The organism is Kitasatospora sp. NPDC038210 (genome assembly GCF_055600605.1).
Genome location: NZ_JBVJYK010000003.1, coordinates 528,291 through 551,411, shown reverse-complemented (window position 1 = coordinate 551,411; position 23,121 = coordinate 528,291). Strand labels below are relative to the sequence as shown.

The window sequence follows — 23,121 nt, the reverse complement described above, 5'->3', positions numbered from 1 at the left end:
ACGACGACTGTGCAGCAGCGGGCCGCACCTGGCAAAGACGTCTCGTACGGCGGGACGCAACGTGAGACGTCCCGCGGATCGGACCGGATCGAACGGTATCCGGACACTTCCGAGCCGGGCCCGGGCGGTCGCCGGGTCCGGCTCGGGGTAACCCTGATTTGTCCCTGAGCCCGCCCGGATTCCCCCCGCGAACGGATGGACCGGGCGTCACCGCGGGGCCAGGCTGGATCCCATGGACACTCGCCAGGACGACCTGCGGCGCGACCTCGACGCCACCCTGCAGGCCCGCAAGGAGCTCGGCAAGGAGTACGAGGACGAGCTCGTCGACTCCTTCATGAAGCGCCTCGACGCCCGCCTGGACGCGCGGGTCGAGCGCTCCGTGGCCCAGCGGATGGACGACCACGAGCCGGGTCCGTACCGCGACCGCCACCACCGGTCCCGCCGCCAGGGCTGGACCAAGCGCTCCGGCAGCGGGCTCGCGGTGGTCTCGATGGCCTTCGGCATCCCGTTGACCGCGATCGCCAGCAACCCCACGAACGGCGGCTTCGCCGGTCTGCTGGTCTGCTGGGCGGGCATCGTCGGGGTCAACTTCGCCGCCGCGTTCGGCGAGCGCCGCAACCGTGAGGACCGTCGGCCGCGGAGCGACTGGGACTGAACCCCGGTCGCCCCGCGGCGGCGGTGCGTCAGGCCAGCGGGCCGGTGACCTCTTCGACCGCGCGCACCAGGTCGCCGGAGGCGACCAGCGCCGCGGCCGCCTCCAGGTCCGGCGAGAGGAAGCGGTCGCGGCCGGCGCCGCCGACCCCCGCCTCCCGGGCGACGGCCAGCGCGGCCGCGGAGGCCGGGGCGATCCGGCCGGCCGAGTCGGCCTGCTGACGGATCTCCAGCGCGCGGGCAGCGGCTGTGAGTTCGACGGCGAGGATCCGGCCGAGGTTGTCGACGGCCTGGCGCAGCTTGCGCGCGGCCGACCAGCCCATCGACACGTGGTCCTCCTGCATCGCGGAGGACGGGATCGAGTCGACCGAGGCCGGGACGGCGAGCCGCTTGTTCTCGCTGACCAGCGCCGCCTGGGTGTACTGGGCGATCATCAGGCCGGAGTCCACGCCCGGGTCGTCGGCCAGGAAGGCCGGCAGGCCGTGCGAGCGGGCCTTGTCGAGCAGCCGGTCGGTGCGGCGCTCGGAGATCGAGCCGAGGTCGGCGGCGGCGATGGCGAGGAAGTCCAGCACGTACGCGACCGGGGCACCGTGGAAGTTGCCGTTGGACTCCACCCGGCCGTCCGGCAGCACCACCGGGTTGTCCACCGAGGCGGCGAGCTCGCGGGAGGCGACCAGCTGGGCGTGCGCCAGGGTGTCGCGGCCGGCGCCGGCCACCTGCGGGGCGCAGCGGATCGAGTACGCGTCCTGGACGCGCGGTGCGTCGTCCTGGTGGTGGCCGGTGAGGCCGGAGTCCTTGAGGACGGCCAGCATGTTGGCGGCGCTGAGCGCCTGGCCCGGGTGCGGGCGGATCGGGGCGTGCAGCTCGGGGGCGAGCACCTTGTCGGTGCCGAGCAGCGCCTCCAGGGTCATGGCGGCGGTGATGTCGGCGGTGGTGAACAGGCGCTGCAGGTCGGAGATGGCCATGACCAGCATGCCGAGCATGCCGTCGGTGCCGTTGATGAGGGCCAGTCCCTCCTTCTCCAGCAGCTCGACCGGCTCGATGCCGGCGGCGGCGAGCAGCTCGGCGACGGGCTTCTCCTCGCCGTCCGGGCCGGTGGCGGTGCCCTCGCCCATCAGGACCAGCGCGCAGTGCGACAGCGGCGCGAGGTCACCGGAGCAGCCGAGCGAGCCGAACTCCCGGACCACCGGGGTGATGCCGGCGTTGAGCAGGGCGGCCATGGTCTGCGCGACCAGGGGACGCACCCCGGTACGGCCGGAGGCCAGCGTCTTCATCCGCAGGAACATCAGCGCGCGGACCACCTCGCGCTCGACGGCCGGGCCCATGCCGGCGGCGTGCGAGCGCACCAGCGACCGCTGCAGCTGGGCGCGCAGCTCGGGGCTGATGTGCCGCACGGCGAGCGCGCCGAAGCCGGTCGACACGCCGTAGACGGGACGCGGCTCGGCCGCGAGGGCGTCGATCCGCGCACGGGCGGCCGCCATCTCGGCGAGCGCGTCGGGACCGATCTCGACCCGGGCGTTGCCCCGGGCGACGGCCAGAACGTCCTCGGCGCTGACGTCGGCCTTGCCGACCAGGACCAGCGGAGCGTCGGGGGCCACAGCACTGTGCATATCCATATACACCATCACATCAGGTGAATGAAGATATGACAACAGGTGCTCGCCATTCGGATTCTCCGACCTCGGCGTCCACAGCGCACCCCGCAGCCCCGTCGCCCCCGCCGCCCCCGCCGGCACTCCCCTACGACCCGAGTTCCGCCTCGATCAGGTCGACCGCCCGGCCGGTGCCGCACTACGCGCGCTGGGACCGCGGACCGCTAGCGGCGGTTCGAGCGCCTGACCCAGAGGACGACCAGGACCGTCACCAGCAGGGCGATCAGCAGGGCCGTGGTCAGCCACCCGAGGAAGCCGTGGAAGAACCCGTGGAAGAAGCCGCGCTTCACCTTCTTCTTCGTCTTCGACTTCGACTTGGACCCGGCGAGCCGGGCGATCCGGTGCGCCCCGGCCCCGTCCCGCGCCTGCGGCACCCGCTCCGGCGCCGTACGCGCCGCTCCCGCCGCCCCCGTCGTCCGCACCACCGGCACCGCCGACGCCGGAGCGGCCGCCGCCACCCCGCCGCCGAGCACCAGCACCCCGGCCACCGCCGCACCCGCCAACCGTCTGCCCACGCCACGCCCCCCGTTACCGCTCGACCGGCCACCCACCATCCCACCGCCGCGCCCCCGGTGACAGCCCCGGCCCCCGACCGCGACCCACCCGCGACACATCGGTCACCGAACCGGAACACGCCCGGGAGCCACCCGGTGTCCGCGCGCTCACACCACCGGGGGCGAGGCCGCGCCGGCCAGGGCGACGGCGGCCAGGGCGCGCATCGCGCAGGCGGCCTGGCCGAGGGGGAGGGTGGCGTCGTCGGCGAAGAGTTCGACCAGCCAGCCGCCGGCCGCGTTCTGGCCGCCGGCCGCGACCATGCCGCGGTAGCCGGAGACGACGAGCATGGCCTCCTCCGCCGGGTCGTTGCCGGCGGCGCCGGCCCGCAGGGCGAAGGCGCCGCCGCGGACGGCGCGGCGGGTCATCGGGTAGTGGCGCAGGTCGAAGACGGCGTCGGGGGCCTCGATCTGGGCGCGCTGGGTCTCGGCGCGGGTGCTGCTGGGGCCGCTGGTCATCCGGTAGACGGCGTGCTGGGCGGTGCGCATGAGGTGGGAGCCGGGCGGGACGTACGAGACCCACCAGCCGACGGCGTCCAGCAGCCGGGCCGAGGTCTCGGCGACCACGACGAGCTTGCCGAGGGTGTCGGCCGGGTGGACGGCCCGCGCCGCGGCGGCCTGGTCGAGGGCGGCGAGGACGGCGGTGATCAGCTGGCCCGGGTCTGCGCTGTGGGCGGCGCCGCGGAACCGCCGCCGGTCGCCCGTGCCGGCCCGGCCGTTCGGCCCGCGCCGCCCGTCGGCCCGGTGGTGCGGGTCGGCTGCGTCGGCGAGCAGCACGGTGGGGTCGGGCGAGAAGCCGGGGCCGTGGCTGCGCCCGGCGACCACCGGGTGGGCGGCGCGGGCGGCCTTGGCCCGGTACTGGGCGGCGTCGGCGAGGCGGAAGAGCCGGTCGGGGGTGGTGACCGGACCGATGGAATCCCCGGTGGAGGCGACGCCGCAGGCCACGCCCTCGCCCTCGGACAGCGCGAGCGCCCGGGCGCACAGCTCCTCGGCGACGGCGACCACCTCGTCGGCCTTCTGCCCCTCCACCAGCAGGCAGAACTCGTCGCCGCCGAGCCGGGCGGCGAGGCTGCCGGGGAGTTTGGCGGCGGCCAGCGAGAGCTGGTGGGCGAACCGTTCCAGCAGCCGGTCGCCCATCTCGTGGCCGAGCTGGTCGTTGACCCGCTTCAGCCCGTTGACGTCGCAGACGACCAGCGAGACCACGGTGTTGTGCCGGTTGTGCGCCTCCAGCGCGCTCTCCAGCCGGGCGTCGACGGCGCGCCGGTTGGCGAGGCCGGTGAGCGGATCGGAGAAGGCGAGCTTGCGCAGGTCGGCGAGGCGTTCGGTCTGCGCGAGCCCGGCGGAGACCTGGGCGGCGAGCAGGGTCGCATAGTCGGCGTCGGCCTCGGTGAACTCGGGCATCCCGACCGACCGGGCGAGGTACAGCTCACCCCAGGCCTGCCCGTGCAGCACGATCGGCGCGACCACGCAGCAGGCCCGTCCGCGCCGGCGCAGCGCCGCGGCGCGTTCCCGGCAGTACGCGCCGGCAGTCGGGTGGGTGTGACCGGCGTGCGGTTCGGTGTTCTCGGCGCTCTGCAGCCAGGCGCGCGGCAGCCGCCCGGTGGTCCAGCGCTCCTCCAGATAGGTGACGATCTCGGGGAAGTCGGCGACCGGGTACGACTCGTCCTCGGGCAGTTCCTCCTCGCCCGGGGCGAGCTCGCCGTGGTTGACCAGCACCCGCAGCCGGCCGGACTCGCGGTCCCAGACCGAGACGGCCGCCATGGTGGCGCCGAGCGCCTCGGTGGCCCGGGTGGCGGCGGCCCGGACGGCCTCCAGGGGGGTGAGTGCGCCGGCCATGTCCTGGGCCAGCTCGACCACGGACTGCAGCCTCAGGTCGGGCAGCGGGTCGCGGTGCCGCGAGCCGCCGCAGTCGCAGCCGCGGTCCGTCATGATCGCCTCACTGCTCACCGGCTCGCCTCGCTCCCTGTGCTCGGTCCTGCCGGACCCCCGTCGCCCGGTCGCACCCGACCGGCCGCTTGCACCAAGACTATGGCGGTTTCGTTCGGTTATGCCCCGTTTGCCCGGATGGACCATCTCAGAGCCGTACGGGTTTCAACCGTTCGACACCCCAGAACAGCAGCCGAACCCCTCCCGTCGCCGCCCACTCCGTCCTCCTGGCGCCGTGCCGCACACCGCGCCGCCGCTACTCCGGCTTCAGCCGCCGGGTGAGCAGCCACGGCTCCACCAGCCCGAGCCCCCGCACCGGCCGCCGCCACATCGGCTGCAGGTGGAAGCGGGCGCCGGCGTCCGGCCCCGGCATCGGCAGCCCGGAGGCGGGCATCCCGGCGGCGGCCGACAGCGCCTCGGCCAGGCCCGGCCCCTCCGAGTCGGCCGGGGCGACGCTGCCGTTCTGCTCCAGCGCGGCGGCGAACTCGCCGTCGATCAGCACCGCGTCCTTGGGCGCGATCGAGGTGAGCCGGCTGGCCAGGTTGACGGTGGTGCCGAAGACGTCGCCCATCCGCGAGGTGACCGTGCCGAAGGCCATGCCGACCCGCAGCGGCGGGATGGCGTCGTCCCCGGCCAGTGCCTCGATCAGGCTGAGCGCGATCTCGGCGGCGGTCGCCGGGTCCTCGGAGACGTAGAGGATCTCGTCACCGAGGGTCTTGATCACCCGGCCGCCCTGTCCGGCGATCAGGTCGGAGCAGGTGTTCTCGAAGGTCTCGACGAGCTCGCCGAGCTCCTCCTCCTCCAGCCGCCGGGACAGCCGGGTGAAGCCGACCAGGTCGGCGAAGCCGACGGCGAGCCGTCCGCTGGTGATCTCGTGGTCCTCGGCGGCCTGCACCACCCGGCCGGTGACGGCGGCCAGCTGGCGCCGCCAGACGTACACCAGGAACTGCTCCAGCTCCGGCAGCAGCAGCTCGACCAGCGGGTAGGCCACGTCGGCGCGGGTCAGCCCGGGTTCGACGGACTGGGTGAGGTTCTCCAGGAAGGTGTCCATCTGCCAGCCGGCCAGCCGGGCCGTGGTCTGGCCGGTGGAGCGGGCCACCTGGATCGCCATGGACTCGCTCAGCAGTCCGGACTCGACCAGGCCGGCGAGGCGCCGCAGCGCGATCACGTCGCCGTCGGTGAGCGCCCTGGACTGGCCGATGTCGGGGAAGCCCATGGCCCGCCAGAACCGGGTGGCCAGCTCCATCGGGACGTCGGCGGCGCGCGCGGCCTGGTACGGCGTGTAACGGCGCGGCGCGTCCAGGATCAGGCGTTCCAGTTCGAGCGCGACCGTGGGGTCGTGGCTGCCCGCCGTCGTGCCGCTGCTGCCGTCCTCTGCCACCGGTCCGTCCCCGTGCGGTCGCCGCACTCGCCTCGTGTCCTACCTGTCCGGGCGCACCGCCCGCCACCCAGGCGGGCAGTGGCGCGCCTCACACCGCTGCCAGGTGGAATGTTCGCACGGAATCGCCGGATCCGGGGCATCAGCCCGGGTCAAGGAGAGGTGAAGACTGCCGTTCAGCGGGGCTCGGGGCGCACGTGGACGACGTCGCCCGCGCCGACCGCCCGGCGTGCGCCGTCGGGCGTACGAACCACCAGCCGCCCGTCGCCGTCCACCGCCACCGCCTCGCCGACCAGCTCGGTGTCGCCGGGCAGGTGGACCTTCACCTGGCGGCCGAGCGTGGTGCAGCGGTCCACGTAGGCGCGCAGCAGGTCGCTGGCGTGCGGGTCGCCGGCGGCGGCCGTCCACTCGCGGTACAGCTCGGCGAGTTCGCGCAGCAGGGCCCGCAGCAGGGTGCCGCGGTCGGTGGTGGCGGCGCCGGCCAGCGCGAGCGAGGCGGCGGTGGGGACGGGCAGCTCCTCGGCGCGCAGCGAGACGTTGAGGCCGAGGCCGACCACCACGGCGCCGCCGGCCAGCTCGGTGAGGATGCCGCCGACCTTGCGCTCCGCGCCGTCGATCTCCACCTGCAGGTCGTTGGGCCACTTCAGCCCGACCTCGACCTCGGCGATCCGGCCGAGCGTGCTGGCCGCGGCCACCCCGACCAGGATCGGCAGCCAGCCGTAGCGCTCGACCGGCACCTCCTCGGGGCGCAGCAGGACGGACAGGAACAGCCCGGAGCGGGCCGGGGCGGTCCACTGCCGGTCCAGCCGGCCGCGCGCGGCGCTCTGCGCCTCGGCCACCAGCACCGCGCCCCGGGCCCCGCCGGCCTTGGCCCGGGCGGCGAGGTCGCTGTTGGTGGAGCCGGTCTCGGTGACGACGTCCAGGGAGGTCCAGAGCCCGCCCGGCACGAGCAGGTCGTGACGCAGCGCCTCCTCGTCGAGCGGCGGACGGTCCAGGTCGGTCCACGGCGACGGTCCGGTGTGGCCGAAGCCGCGCAGTCCGCTGCGGCGGGGGGTGTCGGAGGCGTTCATGCGGGAAACCCTAGGGCGTGAGCCCAGCCGGGGGGCGTAGGCCGCCCCATCGTCCCGCAGAACGGCCGTCAACAAAACTGTGTCGATGGCCATAACGCCAGGACGTGCCGGATCGCCCTCCGCGCTGGCTACGCTACCCAGCGGTAGTTCGTAGCGCCGCCCTGCCCTCATGCGCGGGCCCCCTCCACCCGGTCCGCGCGCACTCGAACAGGTCGCGGCCATGGATCAGGGAGAGCCACCGGATGACCGAGGCGCCGTACGACCCCCACACGACCGCCGGCAAGCTCGCCGACCTGCGGCGCAGGCTCGACGAGGCGGTGCACTCCGGCTCGGCCAAGGCCGTGGAGAAGCAGCACGCCAAGGGCAAGCTGACCGCCCGCGAGCGGGTCGTGGAGCTGCTAGACGAGGACTCCTTCGTGGAGTTCGACGAATTCGCCCGGCACCGCTCGACCAACTTCGGCCAGGAGAGGAACCGCCCGTACGGCGACGGCGTGGTGACCGGCTACGGCACCGTCGACGGCCGCCAGGTCGCGGTCTTCGCCCAGGACTTCACCGTCTTCGGCGGCTCCCTCGGCGAGGTCTTCGGCGAGAAGATCGTCAAGGTGATGGACTTCGCGCTGAAGACCGGCTGCCCGGTCATCGGCATCAACGACTCCGGCGGCGCCCGGATCCAGGAGGGCGTGGTCTCGCTCGGCCTTTACGGCGAGATCTTCCGCCGCAACGTGCACGCCTCGGGCGTCATCCCGCAGATCTCGCTGATCATGGGCCCCTGCGCCGGCGGCGCGGTGTACTCCCCCGCGATCACCGACTTCGTGGTGATGGCCGACAAGACCTCGCACATGTTCATCACCGGCCCGGACGTGATCAAGACCGTCACCGGCGAGGACGTGGGCATGGAGGAACTGGGCGGCGCGCGCACCCACAACACCAAGTCCGGGAACGCGCACTACCTGGCCGCGGACGAGAAGGAGGCGGTCGAGTACGTCAAGAGCCTGCTCTCGTACCTGCCCTCCAACAACCTGAGCGACCCGCCGTCCTACGCCGAGCAGGCCGACCTGTCGGTCACCGACGAGGACCTCGAACTCGACACGATCGTGCCGGACTCGGCGAACCAGCCGTACGACATGCGCAAGGTCATCGAGCACATCGTCGACGACGGCGAGTTCCTGGAGACCCAGCCGCTGTACGCCGGCAACATCATCACCGGCTTCGGCCGGGTCGAGGGCCAGTCGGTCGGCATCGTCGGCAACCAGCCGATGGACCTGGCCGGCTGCCTGGACATCAACGCCAGCGAGAAGGCCGCCCGCTTCATCCGCACCTGCGACTCGTTCAACATCCCGGTGCTGACCTTCGTGGACGTGCCCGGCTTCCTGCCCGGCACCGAGCAGGAGTGGGACGGCATCATCCGCCGCGGCGCCAAGCTGATCTACGCCTACGCCGAGGCCACCGTCCCGCTGATCACCGTGATCACCCGCAAGGCCTTCGGCGGCGCCTACGACGTCATGGGCTCCAAGCACCTGGGCGCCGACCTCAACCTGGCCTGGCCGACCGCCCAGATCGCCGTCATGGGCGCGCAGGGCGCGGTCAACATCCTGCACCGCCGGGAGATCGCCGAGGCCGAGGCGGCCGGGAACGTCGAGGAGAAGCGGGCCGAGCTGATCGCCTCGTACGAGGACACCCTGCTGAACCCGTACCTGGCGGCCGAGCGCGGCTACGTCGACGCGGTCATCGCGCCGAGCGAGACCCGCCGGCACATCGTCCGGGGCCTGCGGGCGCTGCGCGGCAAGCGCGAGGTGCTGCCGCCGAAGAAGCACGGCAACATCCCCCTGTAGGCCCCATCCCTGTCGGGAGAGAACCAGCCATGTCCCCGATCCACGTGCTGCACGGGCAGCCGACCCCCGAGGAGCTGGCCACCGTCCTGGCGGTGGTCCAGGCCCGGGCCGCCGCCGCGCAGGCCGCCGCCGAGGCGGCGCGTCAGGCCGGCGCCGGCCCGGCCTCCCCCTGGAACGACCGCTCGCGCCTGCTCCGCCCCGCCCTCCGCCCGGGCGTCAACGCCTGGCGGACGTCGGGCTGGGCGCACTGAGCCGAACCGACCGCACGCGGAGCAGGAAGTCGGCCCGTCCGACGTCCTGCTCCGCCGTCGTCGGCCGTCCCTCCACCCCCGGCGCGCCGGAGCGGAGGGGCGCGCCGGGGGCCGCAGGCACACCGGAGCAGCGCGCACGCCGGGGCGCGAGGCGCGTCCGGGCGGCGGGCGCGCCCGGACGGCCGTCAACCTGAGTACGGATACTCAGGCGTCCGGGCCCGGCGCGGCGCACTCTGGACGGGTGCTCTGGTCAGACCCCCGTGACGAGCCCTCGCCCGAGGCCCGTCGAATGCAGGAACGGATGCAGCGGGCCGGCAGGGTGCTCGCCGCCATCGTGCTGGTGGGCTCCGTCCTGATCATGATCGCCCGGCTGTTCACCTGAACGGCGGACACCGGCACCCCCGGAGCCGCACCCCCTACGCTGGTGGCCATGACCGACCAGCGCACCCTCGTCCTCGCCTCCGCCTCCCCCGCCCGCCTCGGGCTGCTGCGCCAGGCGGGTCTCGACCCGCGCGTGGTGGTCAGCGGCGTCGACGAGGACGCGATCAGCGCCGCCTCGCCCTCCGAGCTCGCGCTCGTCCTGGCCGAGGCCAAGGCGAAGGCCGTCGCCGCCGACCTCGCCGGCGGCGAGCTGGTGATCGGCTGCGACTCCGTCCTGGAGCTGGACGGCCTGGCGCTCGGCAAGCCCGCCGACGCCGCCGAGGCGGTGGCCCGCTGGCAGTCGATGCGCGGCCGCGCCGGGGTGCTGCGCACCGGCCACTGCGTGATCGACACCGTCACCGGCCGGCAGTCCTCGGCCACCGCCTCCACCACCGTCCGCTTCGGCAGCCCGGACGACGACGAGATCGCCGCCTACGTGGCCTCCGGCGAGCCGCTGCACGTGGCCGGGGCGTTCACCCTGGACGGCCGCTCGGCGCCCTTCGTCGAGGGCATCGACGGCGACCCGGGCAACGTCATCGGCCTCTCGCTGCCGCTGCTGCGCCGCCTGCTCGCCGACCTCGACGTCCGGATCATCGATCTGTGGACCAACTGACCTGCCGCATCCGGCCGTCGGACCTCTAAGCTGACCGCCGTCCGGACGGGGAGGGAACGCGGCGATGACCGACAGCGTGCTCAACGTGGTGCTCGGACTGGTGGCCAGTGCCATCAGCGCCGGGCTGGGCTGGCTCGCGCAGAACCTGCGGCGGAGACGGCGGGTCGAGCGGGTGCGGGAGTTCCTCGGGCTGCCCGCCGACAGCGAGTGCCTGATCGTGGTGCCGCGCAGCATCGGCGCGGGCTCGCACGCGCACACCGTGACCCGCCGGGACGCCTACGCCCTGATGTGGCTGGCCGGGCTGGTCGAGGAGTGCGGGGCGCGGCCCGAGCTGGTCGCGCACGACGCCGCGCACCGGGGCCTGGGCGCCAAGACCGAGCTCTGCCTGGGCGGCCCGGTCAGCAACGAGCGGATGGCCGCCCACCTGGCCTGGGGCCTGCCGGGCGTGCTGGTCAGCTCCGGCCCGGGCCCGGGCAGCAACGTGCTCGTGGTGGGCGAGCGGGACTACACCGCGGACCAGGACCAGGCGCACACCCTGCTGGCCCGGATCGCCACCCCGGACGGCGGACGCCCGGTGTTCCTGATATCCGGCCAGACCGGCACCGCCAACCAGGCCGGGGTGCGCTACCTGGTGTCCCACCACCGCGAACTCGCCCGCCGGCACGGCCGCAACGGAACCTTCGCGCTGGTCCTGCGGGTGGTCAATCCGGAGGCGTACGGGCCGGACATGGTGGAGCTGGTGGCGGACGTGACGGCCCAGGCGGTCCAGCGGCCCGCCGCCCGCTCGGGCGTCGCTTGAGCGGTCCGGGCGAGAGTGTGGCCCATGCCACCGTCCCGCCACGCCGCCGCCCCGTCACCCCCCGTGGCCCCCGGCGCTCCGGCCCCACCCGGTGCGACCTGCGGAGTCTCCGTACCGGCCGGTATCAGGGGGTCGGAACCCATCACCGAGCGTGTGGGATAGTTCACAACCCGGGGCTACTCGCCGGTACTGCCCAGGAATCCATAAACTCATCGAGGTTCAAGAAGGGAGCCACAGTGCGCAAGGTGCTCATCGCCAACCGCGGGGAAATCGCCGTCCGCGTCGCCCGGGCCTGCTCGGACGCCGGTATCGCCAGCGTCGCCGTCTACGCCGAGCCGGACCGGGATGCGCTGCACGTCCGCGCGGCCGACGAGGCTTACGCGCTGGGCGGTGACACCCCCGCCACCAGCTACCTGGACATCGCCAAGGTCCTCAAGGCGGCCGCCGACTCCGGCGCCGACGCCGTCCACCCCGGCTACGGGTTCCTGTCGGAGAACGCCGACTTCGCCCAGGCCGTCCTCGACGCGGGTCTGATCTGGATCGGCCCGCCGCCGCAGGCCATCCGCGACCTCGGCGACAAGGTGACCGCCCGGCACGTGGCGCAGCGCGCCGGTGCCCCGCTGGTCGCCGGTACGCCGGACCCGGTCTCGGGCGCCGACGAGGTCGTCGACTTCGCCCGGGAGCACGGTCTGCCGGTCGCCATCAAGGCGGCCTTCGGCGGCGGCGGCCGCGGCCTCAAGGTCGCCCGCACCCTGGAGGAGATCCCGGAGCTGTACGAGTCCGCCGTGCGCGAGGCGGTCGCCGCCTTCGGTCGCGGCGAGTGCTTCGTCGAGCGCTACCTGGACAACCCGCGGCACGTCGAGACCCAGTGCCTCGCCGACAAGCACGGCAACGTGGTGGTCGTCTCCACCCGTGACTGCTCGCTGCAGCGCCGCCACCAGAAGCTGGTCGAGGAGGCGCCCGCGCCGTTCCTGACCCCCGAGCAGAACGCCGAGTTGTACCGGGCGTCCAAGGCCATCCTGAAGGAGGCCGGCTACGAGGGCGCCGGGACCTGCGAGTTCCTGGTCGCGCTGGACGGCACGATCTCCTTCCTGGAGGTCAACACCCGTCTGCAGGTCGAGCACCCGGTCACCGAGGAGGTCACCGGCCTCGACCTGGTCCGCGAGATGTTCCGGATCGCCGACGGCGAGGAGCTCGGCTACGGCGACCCGGAGGTGCGCGGCCACTCCTTTGAGTTCCGCATCAACGGCGAGGACCCGGGCCGCAACTTCCTGCCCGCGCCCGGCACCGTGACGCTGTTCGCCCCGCCGTCCGGCCCGGGCGTGCGCCTGGACTCCGGCGTGGAGACCGGCTCGGTCATCGGCCCGGCCTGGGACTCCCTGCTGGCCAAGCTGATCGTCACCGGCCGCGACCGCAAGCAGGCCCTGGAGCGGGCCCGCCGCGCGCTGACCGAGTTCAAGGTGGAGGGCATGGCCACCGCCATCCCGTTCCACCAGGCGGTCGTCACCGACCCGGCGTTCGCGCCCGAGGTGCACGGCAGCGACGAGCCGTTCAAGATCTTCACCCGGTGGATCGAGACCGAGTTCGAGAACACCATCCCGCCGTTCGCCGGTGCGGCCGGCGAGGGCGAGGAGGCCGAGGGCCGCGAGACCGTCGTGGTCGAGGTCGGCGGCAAGCGGATCGAGGTCTCGCTGCCGTCCTCGCTGGGCGTCTCGACGGCCCCGGCGGCCGGTGCGGCGGGTGCCGCCAAGGCCAAGCGCCGGGTGGGCGCCAAGAAGGCCGGTTCGGCCGTCAGCGGTGACACCCTCGCCTCGCCGATGCAGGGCACCATCGTCAAGGTCGCCGTGGAGGAGGGCCAGGTCGTCGCCGAGGGCGAGCTGATCGTGGTCCTGGAGGCGATGAAGATGGAGCAGCCGCTGAACGCCCACAAGGCGGGCACCGTCGTCGGCCTCAAGGCCGAGGTGGGCGCGAGCGTCAGCAGCGGCGCCGCGCTCTGCGAGATCAAGGACTGACCCTGATCGAGGTCTTACCCGCCCTGTCGGGCGACGACCGGTCCGTACGCCCCTCGGGGTGTGCGGACCGGTCGCTTTCCGTACGCGGCCCGGCCGGGCCGTTCAGCGCCCGCGCGGCAGGCCCATCTCGGCCAGCCGGACCGGCATCCCGCCGGAGCCGACCGGGCCGCCGTGGGCACCGGGGCGGCGCTGGCCGGGCAGCGGGGCGCCGCCGGGCGGCGGGCCGGCGCGGCGGGCCATCGGGCCGGGCTGGGTCTGGTGGACCGGACCGCTGCCGGTGCCGTGCACCGGGGCGTCGCCGCTCGGGGCCGCCCCGATCGGTGCGAGGTCGATCTGCACCCCGCAGTCGGCGAGCGCGTCCAGTTCGCGGGCGGTGCCGTCGTCCGCGGTGGCCTGCTCGTCGGTGACCAGGCGGGTGATCGTCTCGGTGGCGACGGTCTGGAACATGCCGGCCGCGCCGAGCTTGGTGTGGTCGGCGAGGACGATGACCTCGGCGGCCGCCAGCACCATGGCCCGGTCCACGCTCGCGGACAGCATGTTCGCGGTCGACAGCCCCCGGTCGGCGGTCAGCCCGCTGCCGGAGATGAAGGCCTTGGTGACCCGCAGCCCCTGCAGCGACTGCTCGGCACCGCTGCCCACCAGGGCGTAGTTGGAGCCGCGCAGGGTGCCGCCGGTCATCACCACCTCGACCCGGTTGGCGTGCGCCAGCGCCTGGGCGACCAGCAGCGAGTTGGTGACCACCGTCAGACCGGGCACCCGCGCCAGCCGGCGGGCCAGCTCCTGGGTGGTGGTGCCGGCCCCCACCACGACCGCGTCGCCCTCCTCCACCAGGCCGGCGGCGAGGTCCGCGATGGCGCTCTTCTCCGCCGCGGACAGGTGGGTCTTCTGCGGGTAGCCGGGTTCGCGGCTGAAGCCGCCGGGGAGCACCGCGCCGCCGTGCCGGCGGTCGAGGAGCCCTTCTGCCTCCAGCGCCCGCACGTCACGGCGCACGGTCACTTCGGAGGTCTGGACGACGCGGGCCAACTCCCGGAGCGAGACGGCTCCGTTGGCGCGCACCATTTCGAGGATCAACTGGCGACGTTCTGCAGCAAACACAGAACCGACGGTAACCTGCGTGACCGTCTGCTTTCAGGCGTTTGCAGCTAGTAGCGGGAATTGCTCGCGCACGAGCGGCGCGTGACCGTACAATACGCGCCGTCAATAGCCCGGGACTGCGCCCGCCGTCCGGGTGACGGTCGATCATGCGCGAGGGGCGGTCGCCGATCGGCGACCGCCCCTCAACTGTGCGCCGGACGCTCAGGATTCGCCGTCGGCCCGCTTGCGGATGTGCAGCTGCCGGGCGGCCTCGGCGGTCGAGCCGGAGACGGACGGGTAGACGGTGAAGGCGCTGGCCACCTGTTCGACCGTCAGATTGGCGTCCACCGCGAGCGAGATCGGGTGGATCAGCTCGCTGGCGCGCGGGGCGACGACCACACCGCCGACCACGATGCCGGTGCCCGGACGGCAGAACAGCTTCACGAAGCCGTCCCGGATGCCCTGCATCTTCGCCCGCGGGTTGCCGCGCAGCGGGAGCTTGACCACGACGGCGTCCATCTTGCCGCACTCCACGTCGGCCGCGGTGTAGCCGACGGTGGCGATCTCCGGGTCGGTGAAGACGTTGGAGGCCACGGTCTTGAGGTTCAGCGGCTGCACCGCGTCACCGAGCGCGTGGTACATGGCGATCCGGCCCTGCATGGCCGCCACCGAGGCGAGCATGAAGACGCCGGTGCAGTCGCCGGCCGCGTAGACGCCGGGCGCGGTCGTGCGGGAGACCCGGTCGACCTGGATCTGGCCCCAGTCGTTGAGCTTGACCCCGGCCTCCTCCAGGCCCATCTCGGCGGTGTTGGGGATCGAGCCGACCGCCATCAGGCAGTGCGAGCCCTCGATCACCTTGCCGTCGGCCAGGGTCACCTCGACCCGGTCGCCGATCCGCTTGACGCTCTCGGCCCGCGAACGGCCCATCACGTTCATGCCGCGGCGGCGGAAGACGTCCTCCAGCACCTCGGCGGCGTCGGGGTCCTCGCCCGGCAGCACGCGGTCGCGGCTGGAGACCAGGGTGACCTTGGAGCCGAGCGCCTGGTACGCACCGGCGAACTCGGCGCCGGTCACACCGGAGCCGACCACGATCAGCTCGCGGGGCAGCTCCTCCAGGTCGTACACCTGGGTCCAGGTCAGGATCCGCTCGCCGTCCGGCTGGGCGTCCGGCAGCTCGCGCGGGTGGGCGCCGGTGGCGATCAGCACGGCGTCGGCGCGCAGCGAGTGCACGGTGCCGTCGGGCGCGTCCACCAGGACCTCGCGGGAGCCGTCCACGGCCTGCCCGCCGGTGCCGAGCCGGCCGCGGCCGCGCAGCACGGTGACGCCGGCCCGGGTGACGGACTGGGTGATGTCGTGGGACTGCGCGATCGCCAGGCGCTTCACACGGCGGTTGACCTTGCCCAGGTCCACGCCGACGACCCTGGCGGCCTGCTCGTTGGGGGGCGTGTCGTCGGCGACGATGATGCCGAGTTCCTCGTACGAGCTGTCGAAGGTGGTCATCACCTCCGCGGTCGCGATCAGCGTCTTCGACGGAACGCAGTCCGTGAGCACCGCCGATCCGCCCAGACCGTCGCGGTCGACGACGGTCACCTCCGCGCCGAGCTGTGCGGCGACCAGAGCCGCCTCGTAGCCGCCGGGTCCGCCACCGATGATCACGATCCGAGTCACGCTCACCATTGTCCCGCACGCCGGGAGCGCCGCCACGCCGGGGTCCGGGCTTCCGTACCTTCGTCCAGTAGCCCGGTCCGGGCGCCGCCCCGGCTACGCTGGCCCCCATGCCCCTTTACGCCGCGTATGCCACCAACCTCGATGCCCGGCAGATGACCCGCCGAGCCCCGCACTCCCCGCTGCGCGGCACGGGGTGGCTGGACGGCTGGCGGCTCACCTTCGGCGGCGAGCAGCTCGGTTGGGAGGGCTCGCTGGCCACCGTCGTCGAGGACGAGAAGGACCAGGTATTCGTCTCGCTGTACGACGTCTCGCCGATGGACGAGGACGGCCTGGACCGCTGGGAGGGCGTCCAGCTCGGCATCTACCGCAAGATCAAGCTGCGCGCGCAGACCCTGGACGGCTCCATCCCGGTCTGGACGTACGTGCTCAACGACTACGAGGGCGGCCTGCCCGCAGCCCGCTACCTCGGCCTGATCGCCGACGCCGCCGAGAGCGCCGGCGCCCCGCACGACTACGTCATGGACCTGCGCCGACGCCCCTGTTAGAGCCGCGGTCGAGGGTCCGAAGAAGGGCCCCACAGAACTCCTGGGGGTCCGTCAGGGCTTCGCGCCCCAGCTGCGCGCGGTCTCGGCCAGCACCCCGGCCACCGCCGCGCGGCGGGCCGGCTCGGTGCGCAGCCCGTTGCCCAGCTCCACGTGCAGCCACGGCACCCCGACGCCGGCCGCGAACCGGCCCTCGACGTTGGTGGTGCCCTCCAGCTGCCCGCACCTGTCCCGCCAGGCCCGGCAGACCGCGTACCCGGCCCGGCCCAGCCCGGCGGCGGTGAGCTCGGCGGCCGGTCCGGCCTGCCCGGCGCCGCCGGAGACCACCGCGTCCTGGCCGGGCAGGCTGCCCTCGTCGAAGCCGTGCACCTGGATGCCGGGCAGCCCGCGGCCGGTGAGCGCCTCGACCACGGCGGCGAAGACGGTGTCGGAGCGGTGCGCGACGTCCGAGGAGCCGTCCGCCCCGGCCCGGCGGTGCGCCCCGGCGAGCACCAGCACGCCGCCCGGCGCGGCACGGAACAGCTCCACGCCGAGCGCCTCGGTCCGGGCGTCCGACACCGGGTGGGGCACCTGCACCGTCCAGTTCGGCCGGGCCGAGAGGTCCAGGTAGATCCGGCCCCAGCCGCGGGTCCCGTCCGCGGTGCCGTCGGCGACCTCGGCCACCCGGCGGCCGGTCGCGGCCTCGGTGAACTCGGTGAGTCGGTAGCCGACCCGGGCCAGCGCCCGGCCGGCCTGCTCGGACTGGCCGTCCAGCTCGCCGAGCACGCCGTCGGCCACCGCGCGGCGCTGTGCCGCGTCCGGCGCGGTGTACGGACCGTCCGAGGTGAACTCGGCGGTGTACTCGTCCACCCGGGCCGCCAGGTCGACCGGCGTCGGGCCCGAGGGCCCCGACCGGACCGCCCGCGGCTGCCCGGCCTCGCCGCGCGCGGCGAGGGTCAGCACCCCCGCGAGCACCGCCAGTACCAGCAGCACTGCCGCCGGCAGCAGCAGTGAGCGTCGCGAACCCCGAGTCTCCATGGCGGACGAACCTACCGTGCCCGCCGCTTCGTCCATGATCCACACCGGGACCGCCCGGATCGACACCCAAGCGGCACCGGATCGACACCGATACGTGACAGGTTTCGGTGAACCGCTTCGTACGCTGGTTCGGCTTGACCTGTTCTTGATCATTGCTTGACCGGGAAGGCCTGCCGCCGCCTCCCGGGGCCGGCCCGGCGCGCCTGAGGAGAACGAGGCCCCTCGTGAGCACGGCACCCAACCCGCCGCGGCAGCACCGCTACCGCCGTCGGGCCGACATGCCGCTGCTCGGGGGCATCCGCCCGCCCATCGTGCTGCTGCTGGTCCTGCTGCTCGCGGTCGCCGCGATCACCGCCCTGGCCGTCGGCGGACTGCGCGTCGACGACACCCCGCAGGCCGTCCGCGAGTCCCACCAGTACGCCGCCGAGGACACCGCCGCCTCGCTGCGCGCCGGACTGCACGAGAGCGCCACCGACCTGCGCCGGGCCGCCACCCGGTACGAGAACGCGCCCACCGAGCCCGCCGCCGTGCTGACCGCGCTCGGCCAGGCGTACCACAAGTGGCGCGGCACGGTGGTGGTCCGCCCCGACACCGGCCGACTGCTGGCCGCCCGCGGCGAGACCGTCCCGCTGGCCGGCCTGGACCTCACCAAGGTCACCGACACGGCGCCCGCGCCCGTCCTGGTGCCCTCCACCGCCGGCACCCGGCTGCTCACCTTCGCGCTGGTCGCCACCAAGGCCGACGGACGCGCCCTGCTGGTCGCCTCCGACAACCTGCGGCTGCCCGGCATCGCCACCCGCAAGGAACAGACCATCCAGGTCCTCGACGCCGGCGGCGCCGTCCTGGACACCACCGGCGCGGCGCTCACCGCCGACGGCGACCGCAAGCTGGTCACCGCCGCCCGCGAGCGCGCCGCCCGCCAGCACCCGGCCCCCGGCGAGACGGCCTCCGGCAGCCTGGCCGGCAGCCCGGACGCCAAGGGCGAGCGCCGGGTCGCCGGCTGGGCCGCCGTCGCCACCCCCGGCGGGAACGACCCGGCCACCCCGCTCGGCCTGACCGTGGTGTCCACCAGCACCGTCGACGGCAAGCCCGGCAACCTGCGCCACCCCATGCTCGGCCTGGCCGCCGCCGGCGCCCTGATCGTCCTGGCCCTGCTGCTCGCCTGGTACCTGAACCGCAGCCTCCAGCGCCCGCTGCTGGGCCTGTTCCTGGAGTCCCGCCGGCTCACCCGCGGCGACCGGCTGGAGCAGCCGGTCCGCGGCCCGAAGCGGGGCGAGGCCGGCCGGATCGCCCGCGCCCTGGAGGAGCTGCGGCTCCAGCTCCTGGACCCGGCCCGCCCGCCCGCCGACGCCCCCGCCCGCGGGCGCCGCCCCGGCACCGCGCTGCCGCTCGCGCTCTGCGCCGTCCTGGTGCTCGGCTGGTCCGGCCCGCTGCTGTTCCTCGGCGGCAACGACCCGACCGTACGGGTGCCCACCCAGGTCGTGGCGGGCCAGCGCGACCGCACCGACACCGCCGCCGACCGGATCCGCCAGGCGCTCAACGAGGGCTACGCGGACCTGCGTTCGATCGCCCCCTCGCTCACCGAGGCGTCCGTCGGCAAGGCCGAGACCCAGCTGCGCGACACCCTCGCCGAGCACGACCGCTACCGCTCGCTCTACGTCCTCGGCGCGAACGGCGAACTCCTCGCCCACGCCGGCGAGACCCCGCACCGCACCGGTCCGCAGGCCCTCGGCCCGAGCGGCGTGCTGCTGCTCAACAGCTCCGGCAAGGAGCCCCGGATCGCCGCCCGCGCGGCCCTCACCGCCGCCCCGGCCGACGCCGAGACGGAGGGCGCACCCGAGCCCAAGGGCCCGGTCCTGGTCGGTGAGTTCAAGACCGACTTCCTCAGCGGCCTGCTGGTCCGCCCCGGCCTCGGCCGGGTCTGGCTGGTCGACGACCGGCAGCGGGTGCTCGCCGCCAACGAGGGCTACAGCTCCTTCGGCGAGCTGCCCGACGGCCGCGGCCGGACGATCCTCGACGGCGCCAAGAAGTCCGCCGCCGCCGACGTGCTCCGCGACGGCGGCGACCCGGCCCTGCTCGCCGCCGCCCCGCTCGGCGGCAACGGCAGCGTCGCCAAGCTCGGCTGGTCCGTCGTCACCGCCAACCCGGTGGCCTGGCTGCACCTCGACCAGAACCGGGCCGACCGGCGGGCGATCCTGGCCGGCATGCTCGGCCTGGCCGCCGCCGCGCTCTGCCTCGGCTGGCTGTACATCGCCGTCGGCCTGCCGCTGCGCCGCCTCGCCGCGAGCGCCGAGGCGCTGGCCGCCGGGGACCGCCGCACCGTGCTCTACCCCGTCCACCACGACGAGGTCGGCGCCGTCGCCCGCAGCCTGGAGCTGATCCGCCAGGAACTGGTGCGCGCCGAACTCGCCGAGCGCGCCGTCCGCCGCACCCCCGCAACCGCTCGCTGAGCCCCGCCCGAAGGACCTCCCGTGCTCTTCCTCTACGTCGTGCTGCTGGTGTGCTGCACCGTGCTGCTGGTGGCCGGCATCGTCGAGCAGCGCCGGCACTTCACCGCGCTGGAGCAGATCCCGACCCGGGTCCTGGTCAACGGCATCCGCGGCAAGAGTTCGATCACCCGCCTGTGCGCGGGCGCGCTGCGCGGCGGCGGGCTGGTGACGGTCGCGAAGACCACCGGCACCGCGGCCCGGTTCATCCACCCGGACGCCACCGAGGAGCCGGTCTACCGCAAGTTCGGCATCGCCAACGTGGTGGAGCAGATCGGCATCGTCCGTCGCGCCGCCACCTACCGGCCGGACGCCCTGGTGATCGAGTGCATGGCCGTCATGCCGGCGCTCCAGGAGGTCAACCAGACCAAGCTGATCCGTTCCACCATCGGCGTGCTGTGCAACGTCCGCGAGGACCACCTGGCCGAGATGGGCCCGACCCTGGACGACGTCGCGCGCTCGCTCTCCCGCTCGATGCCGGTCGGCGGGGTGTGCGTCACCGCCGAGCAGGAGCGCGCGCACATCCTGCGCGAGGAGGCGGCCAAGCGGGACTGCCGGCTGATCGTGGTGGACCCGGAGACGGTCACCGACGAGGAGCTGCGCGGGTTCAGCTGGTTCACCTTCAAGGAGAACGTGGCGATCGCCCTCGCCGTCGCCGAACTCCTCGGCGTGGAACGGCAGACCGCGCTGCAGGGCATGTGGGCGGCCCCGCCGGACCCGGGCGTGCTGTCGGTCGAGCGCTACCGCACGGCGGACGGCAAGCGGCTGCGCTTCGCCAACGTCTTCGCCGCCAACGACCCCGAGTCCACGCTGATGAACGTCCGCCAGCTGGAGGACCTCGGCGCGATCCACCGCCCGCTCAGCGTGGTGATCAACTGCCGCCCGGACCGGGTCGAGCGCAACGGCCAGATGGGCCAGATCGTCCCGGACCTCGACCCGGACACGGTCTTCCTGATCGGCCACCCCACCAAGAGCGCCCGCGACGGCATCCCGGCCGGCTGGTCGGGCCGCGTCGTCGACCTCGGCGGCGACAAGCGGGACCCGGAGCGGCTCACCACCGAGCTGCTGGCCGAACTCGGGCCGGACTCCTCGCTGGTGGCGGTCGGCAACATCCACGGCCAGGGCGAGCTGTTCCTGGAGGAGCTCGCCCGGCTCGAAGCCGACTCGGCCCCGGACGCGCCGGAGACCCCGGAGTACGCGTACCACGAGCCCGAGCCGCTCTACCCGGAGCCGGACTACCCCGAGCCCGCGTACGACGCCGACCCGTACCCGTACCCGTACCCGTACCAGCACCACTACCAAGGCCAGTACGCCGACCCGGAGCCGTACGCCGACCGGCACTCGTACCCGGCCCCCCGGGCCCCGCGCACCGAGCCGGTCTACCGCCCCGAACCGCTCCCCGATTCCTGGTACGACACCCACCACCGCACCGCCGCCCCCTACGGAGACCAGCAGTGATCCCCACCGAGCTCACCCCCGAGATCGCCGCCATCGGCATCGCGCTCGGCCTGGTCTTCTCCCTGGTCTGCTACCTGACCACCAACCTCTCCCCCGGCGGCATGATCACCCCCGGCTGGCTGGCCCTCACCCTGGTCGAGTCCCTCCAGCGGGTGGCCATCGTGATCGGCGTGACGGTGCTGACCTACCTCGCCATCCGGGTCGTCCAGAAGCTGGTGATCCTGTACGGCAAGCGGCTGTTCGCCGCCGTGGTGCTGATCGGCGTGCTGCTGCAGGCCACCGTGATGCTGGTCCTGCAGCGCGAGCTGCCCACCCTGTACGCCAACCAGACGCTCGGCTTCATCGTCCCCGGCCTGATCGCCTACCAGCTGGTCCGCCAGCCCCGGGCGGCCACCCTGATGGCCACCAGCACGGTGACGCTCGCCAACTACGTCGTCCTCACCGCCGGCGTCCTGCTCGGCGCCCTGCCCGGCACCTGATCCCGACGGGAACCCCCATGCCAGTGACCCGCAAGTCCCTGCTCAGCGGCGGCCTCGCCGTGACGCTGCTGGCCGCCAGCGGCTACCTCACCGTCCAGTTGCGGGACCGCGACCGGCAGCCGGCGGCCGGCAGCAACGCCCCGCTGATCACCGCCGCCGCGCCGTCCCCCACCGCGGACGCCGGCACCGCCCGGGCCGCCGCCCCCGCCCAGTACCGCTACGAGCGGCTGGCCGGTCCGGACCGCACGGTGGTCCGGGACGCCCGCGGCGGCGTGGTCGCCACGCTGACCGACAGCGCCCGCACCGCCGTCCTGGCCGGCCCCAGCCGCACCTTCGCCGAGCCGGGCACCACCGCCGCCACCGTGGTGACGGACAGCTGGGTCCGCCTGATGCCGCAGGCCTGGAAGCAGGGTGCCGAGCAGGAGTCCTGGTTCCGCACCTGGTTCCAGCAGGCGCTCGGCTCCACGGCCGACGACGTCCTGGCCGCGGCCGGCCAGTACGTCGCCGGGGCGCCGGCCGAGAAGGACGCCAAGGGCGTGCGCTTCAAGGGCGACGCCTCCTTCGGCCCGCTCAACCCCAACGGTTCGGTCGGCAACGACCTGCGGCTGGAGCAGACCGACTTCTTCGACTACCTCGGCGTGCCGTACACGTTCGCCGACAAGGTCACCCGGCAGCCCGACAAGACCCGCTACGGCTCCTTCGACTGCTCCGGCTTCGTCCGGATGGTCTACGGCTACCGCTCCGGCTACCCGCTGCTCTCCAAGGACGCGGCCGGACCGGGCCTGCCGCGCACCGCCAACGGCCTGGCCCGGCTCGGCCCCGGTGTCCCGGTGATCCCGCTGACCACCGCCGCCGGTTCGGAGACGACCCTGCGCCCGGCCTCGATCGACCCGCTGCAACCCGGCGACCTGGTGTTCTTCGAGATCGACGCCCGCACCGGCGCCCGCCTCGACCACACCGGCATCTACCTGGGCCTGGACACCGACGGCCACCCCCGGTACATCTCCAGCCGGGAGGAGGCGGACGGCCCGACCTTCGGCGACAAGGGCGGCACGGCACGGCTGGACGACAACGGCATGTACGCGAAGGGGCTGCGCAGCGCGAAGCGGCTCTGATCGGCCGTGTGTGTGGAAATCGACAAGGGGCGTCACCCGGACAGCCCCACCCAGCTGTGCTTTCGGGTCAACCGGGTAACGATCCGGCATGCCGCGCCGGATTTTCTACGCGCGTAGTCGATTCCCG

At 74.0% G+C, this 23,121-nt stretch carries 19 protein-coding genes and 1 pseudogene; 12 read left to right on the top strand and 8 right to left on the bottom strand.

What is annotated here, in order from left to right; translation table 11 throughout:
* Window positions 1–232: 232 nt before the first annotated feature.
* Window positions 233–655 (top strand): hypothetical protein, encoded by a 423-nt coding sequence (locus ACZ7KX_RS08990; RefSeq protein ID WP_350520039.1) that lies wholly within the window; start codon window positions 233–235, stop codon window positions 653–655.
* A gap of 28 nt (window positions 656–683) precedes the next feature.
* On the opposite strand, the gene hutH is transcribed toward ACZ7KX_RS08990, so the two are convergent.
* From hutH to ACZ7KX_RS08965, 5 genes and pseudogenes are all read right to left on the bottom strand, one after another.
* On the bottom strand, window positions 684–2,261 hold the full coding sequence (hutH, locus tag ACZ7KX_RS08985) for a histidine ammonia-lyase (RefSeq protein ID WP_470325900.1): 1,578 nt from the start codon (window positions 2,259–2,261) through the stop codon (window positions 684–686).
* Between the two features lie 206 nt (window positions 2,262–2,467).
* Window positions 2,468–2,818, bottom strand: a complete 351-nt coding sequence (locus ACZ7KX_RS08980; RefSeq protein WP_470325899.1) for a hypothetical protein — start codon at window positions 2,816–2,818, stop codon at window positions 2,468–2,470.
* A gap of 714 nt (window positions 2,819–3,532) precedes the next feature.
* A pseudogene (locus ACZ7KX_RS08975) lies at window positions 3,533–4,690 on the bottom strand (GGDEF domain-containing protein); the annotation flags it as partial.
* A 346-nt stretch (window positions 4,691–5,036) separates the two neighbouring features.
* Window positions 5,037–6,161: an adenylate/guanylate cyclase domain-containing protein gene (locus ACZ7KX_RS08970; protein ID WP_396551839.1), complete on the bottom strand. Its 1,125-nt coding sequence runs from the start codon at window positions 6,159–6,161 to the stop codon at window positions 5,037–5,039.
* A 173-nt stretch (window positions 6,162–6,334) separates the two neighbouring features.
* The gene (locus ACZ7KX_RS08965) at window positions 6,335–7,228 is read right to left on the bottom strand and encodes a biotin--[acetyl-CoA-carboxylase] ligase (protein WP_470325898.1); all 894 of its coding nucleotides are present in this window, start codon (window positions 7,226–7,228) and stop codon (window positions 6,335–6,337) included.
* 242 nt (window positions 7,229–7,470) lie between these two features.
* Between ACZ7KX_RS08965 and ACZ7KX_RS08960 the strand changes: the two genes are divergently transcribed.
* From ACZ7KX_RS08960 to ACZ7KX_RS08935, 6 genes are all read left to right on the top strand, one after another.
* Complete coding sequence (locus tag ACZ7KX_RS08960) at window positions 7,471–9,060, top strand: acyl-CoA carboxylase subunit beta (RefSeq protein ID WP_350520026.1); 1,590 nt, start codon at window positions 7,471–7,473, stop codon at window positions 9,058–9,060.
* 29 nt (window positions 9,061–9,089) lie between these two features.
* Window positions 9,090–9,311 carry an acyl-CoA carboxylase subunit epsilon gene (locus ACZ7KX_RS08955; protein ID WP_350520025.1) on the top strand — a complete coding sequence of 74 codons (222 nt, stop codon included), beginning with the start codon at window positions 9,090–9,092 and terminating at the stop codon, window positions 9,309–9,311.
* Window positions 9,312–9,552: 241 nt separating this feature from the next.
* Window positions 9,553–9,693 (top strand): morphogenic membrane protein MmpB, encoded by a 141-nt coding sequence (gene mmpB, locus ACZ7KX_RS08950; protein WP_350520024.1) that lies wholly within the window; start codon window positions 9,553–9,555, stop codon window positions 9,691–9,693.
* A gap of 48 nt (window positions 9,694–9,741) precedes the next feature.
* Entirely contained in the window at window positions 9,742–10,344 is a 603-nt protein-coding gene (locus ACZ7KX_RS08945; protein ID WP_470325897.1) for a nucleoside triphosphate pyrophosphatase, read from the top strand.
* A gap of 64 nt (window positions 10,345–10,408) precedes the next feature.
* Window positions 10,409–11,143: a hypothetical protein gene (locus ACZ7KX_RS08940; RefSeq protein ID WP_470325896.1), complete on the top strand. Its 735-nt coding sequence runs from the start codon at window positions 10,409–10,411 to the stop codon at window positions 11,141–11,143.
* A 236-nt stretch (window positions 11,144–11,379) separates the two neighbouring features.
* On the top strand, window positions 11,380–13,155 hold the full coding sequence (locus ACZ7KX_RS08935) for an acetyl/propionyl/methylcrotonyl-CoA carboxylase subunit alpha (RefSeq protein ID WP_470325895.1): 1,776 nt from the start codon (window positions 11,380–11,382) through the stop codon (window positions 13,153–13,155).
* Between the two features lie 102 nt (window positions 13,156–13,257).
* Here the strand turns inward: ACZ7KX_RS08935 and ACZ7KX_RS08930 are convergent, their stop codons facing one another.
* Together ACZ7KX_RS08930 and ACZ7KX_RS08925 are read right to left on the bottom strand one after the other, a co-directional pair.
* The gene (locus ACZ7KX_RS08930; RefSeq protein ID WP_470325929.1) at window positions 13,258–14,214 is read right to left on the bottom strand and encodes a DeoR/GlpR family DNA-binding transcription regulator; all 957 of its coding nucleotides are present in this window, start codon (window positions 14,212–14,214) and stop codon (window positions 13,258–13,260) included.
* A gap of 237 nt (window positions 14,215–14,451) precedes the next feature.
* On the bottom strand, window positions 14,452–15,906 hold the full coding sequence (locus tag ACZ7KX_RS08925) for an NAD(P)H-quinone dehydrogenase (protein WP_350520019.1): 1,455 nt from the start codon (window positions 15,904–15,906) through the stop codon (window positions 14,452–14,454).
* 98 nt (window positions 15,907–16,004) lie between these two features.
* On the opposite strand from ACZ7KX_RS08925, the gene ACZ7KX_RS08920 reads away from it, so the two are divergent.
* Window positions 16,005–16,442, top strand: coding sequence for a gamma-glutamylcyclotransferase family protein (locus ACZ7KX_RS08920; RefSeq protein WP_189916169.1), 438 nt, complete (start codon window positions 16,005–16,007; stop codon window positions 16,440–16,442).
* Window positions 16,443–16,493: 51 nt separating this feature from the next.
* Here the strand turns inward: ACZ7KX_RS08920 and ACZ7KX_RS08915 are convergent, their stop codons facing one another.
* Window positions 16,494–17,456: a hypothetical protein gene (locus ACZ7KX_RS08915; RefSeq protein WP_470325894.1), complete on the bottom strand. Its 963-nt coding sequence runs from the start codon at window positions 17,454–17,456 to the stop codon at window positions 16,494–16,496.
* A gap of 224 nt (window positions 17,457–17,680) precedes the next feature.
* Between ACZ7KX_RS08915 and ACZ7KX_RS08910 the strand changes: the two genes are divergently transcribed.
* The 4 genes from ACZ7KX_RS08910 to ACZ7KX_RS08895 are packed head-to-tail and all read left to right on the top strand — an operon-like array spanning window position 17,681 to window position 22,994.
* Window positions 17,681–19,906: a HAMP domain-containing protein gene (locus ACZ7KX_RS08910; protein ID WP_470325893.1), complete on the top strand. Its 2,226-nt coding sequence runs from the start codon at window positions 17,681–17,683 to the stop codon at window positions 19,904–19,906.
* 21 nt (window positions 19,907–19,927) lie between these two features.
* A complete protein-coding gene (gene pgsB, locus ACZ7KX_RS08905) occupies window positions 19,928–21,400 on the top strand; it encodes a poly-gamma-glutamate synthase PgsB (protein WP_470325892.1) in 1,473 nt (490 codons plus the stop codon).
* Window positions 21,397–21,879 carry a poly-gamma-glutamate biosynthesis protein PgsC/CapC gene (locus ACZ7KX_RS08900; RefSeq protein WP_189916166.1) on the top strand — a complete coding sequence of 161 codons (483 nt, stop codon included), beginning with the start codon at window positions 21,397–21,399 and terminating at the stop codon, window positions 21,877–21,879. Before pgsB ends, ACZ7KX_RS08900 begins: the two co-directional genes overlap by 4 nt.
* A 17-nt stretch (window positions 21,880–21,896) precedes the next feature.
* Window positions 21,897–22,994: a C40 family peptidase gene (locus ACZ7KX_RS08895; protein ID WP_470325891.1), complete on the top strand. Its 1,098-nt coding sequence runs from the start codon at window positions 21,897–21,899 to the stop codon at window positions 22,992–22,994.
* Window positions 22,995–23,121: the final 127 nt, after the last annotated feature.

Excerpts from the sequence above, each read along its gene's own strand:
- ACZ7KX_RS08945 (WP_470325897.1), top strand. The coding sequence starts at position 9,742 with ATGACCGACCAGCGCACCCTCGTCCTCGCCTCCGCCTCCCCCGCCCGC.
- ACZ7KX_RS08915 (WP_470325894.1), bottom strand. The coding sequence starts at position 17,456 with ATGGAGACTCGGGGTTCGCGACGCTCACTGCTGCTGCCGGCGGCAGTG.
- ACZ7KX_RS08930 (WP_470325929.1), bottom strand. The coding sequence starts at position 14,214 with ATGGTGCGCGCCAACGGAGCCGTCTCGCTCCGGGAGTTGGCCCGCGTC.
- ACZ7KX_RS08940 (WP_470325896.1), top strand. The coding sequence starts at position 10,409 with ATGACCGACAGCGTGCTCAACGTGGTGCTCGGACTGGTGGCCAGTGCC.
- ACZ7KX_RS08955 (WP_350520025.1), top strand. The coding sequence starts at position 9,090 with ATGTCCCCGATCCACGTGCTGCACGGGCAGCCGACCCCCGAGGAGCTG.
- ACZ7KX_RS08920 (WP_189916169.1), top strand. The coding sequence starts at position 16,005 with ATGCCCCTTTACGCCGCGTATGCCACCAACCTCGATGCCCGGCAGATG.
- ACZ7KX_RS08965 (WP_470325898.1), bottom strand. The coding sequence starts at position 7,228 with ATGAACGCCTCCGACACCCCCCGCCGCAGCGGACTGCGCGGCTTCGGC.
- hutH (WP_470325900.1), bottom strand. The coding sequence starts at position 2,261 with ATGCACAGTGCTGTGGCCCCCGACGCTCCGCTGGTCCTGGTCGGCAAG.
- ACZ7KX_RS08960 (WP_350520026.1), top strand. The coding sequence starts at position 7,471 with ATGACCGAGGCGCCGTACGACCCCCACACGACCGCCGGCAAGCTCGCC.
- ACZ7KX_RS08895 (WP_470325891.1), top strand. The coding sequence starts at position 21,897 with ATGCCAGTGACCCGCAAGTCCCTGCTCAGCGGCGGCCTCGCCGTGACG.
- ACZ7KX_RS08925 (WP_350520019.1), bottom strand. The coding sequence starts at position 15,906 with ATGGTGAGCGTGACTCGGATCGTGATCATCGGTGGCGGACCCGGCGGC.
- ACZ7KX_RS08990 (WP_350520039.1), top strand. The coding sequence starts at position 233 with ATGGACACTCGCCAGGACGACCTGCGGCGCGACCTCGACGCCACCCTG.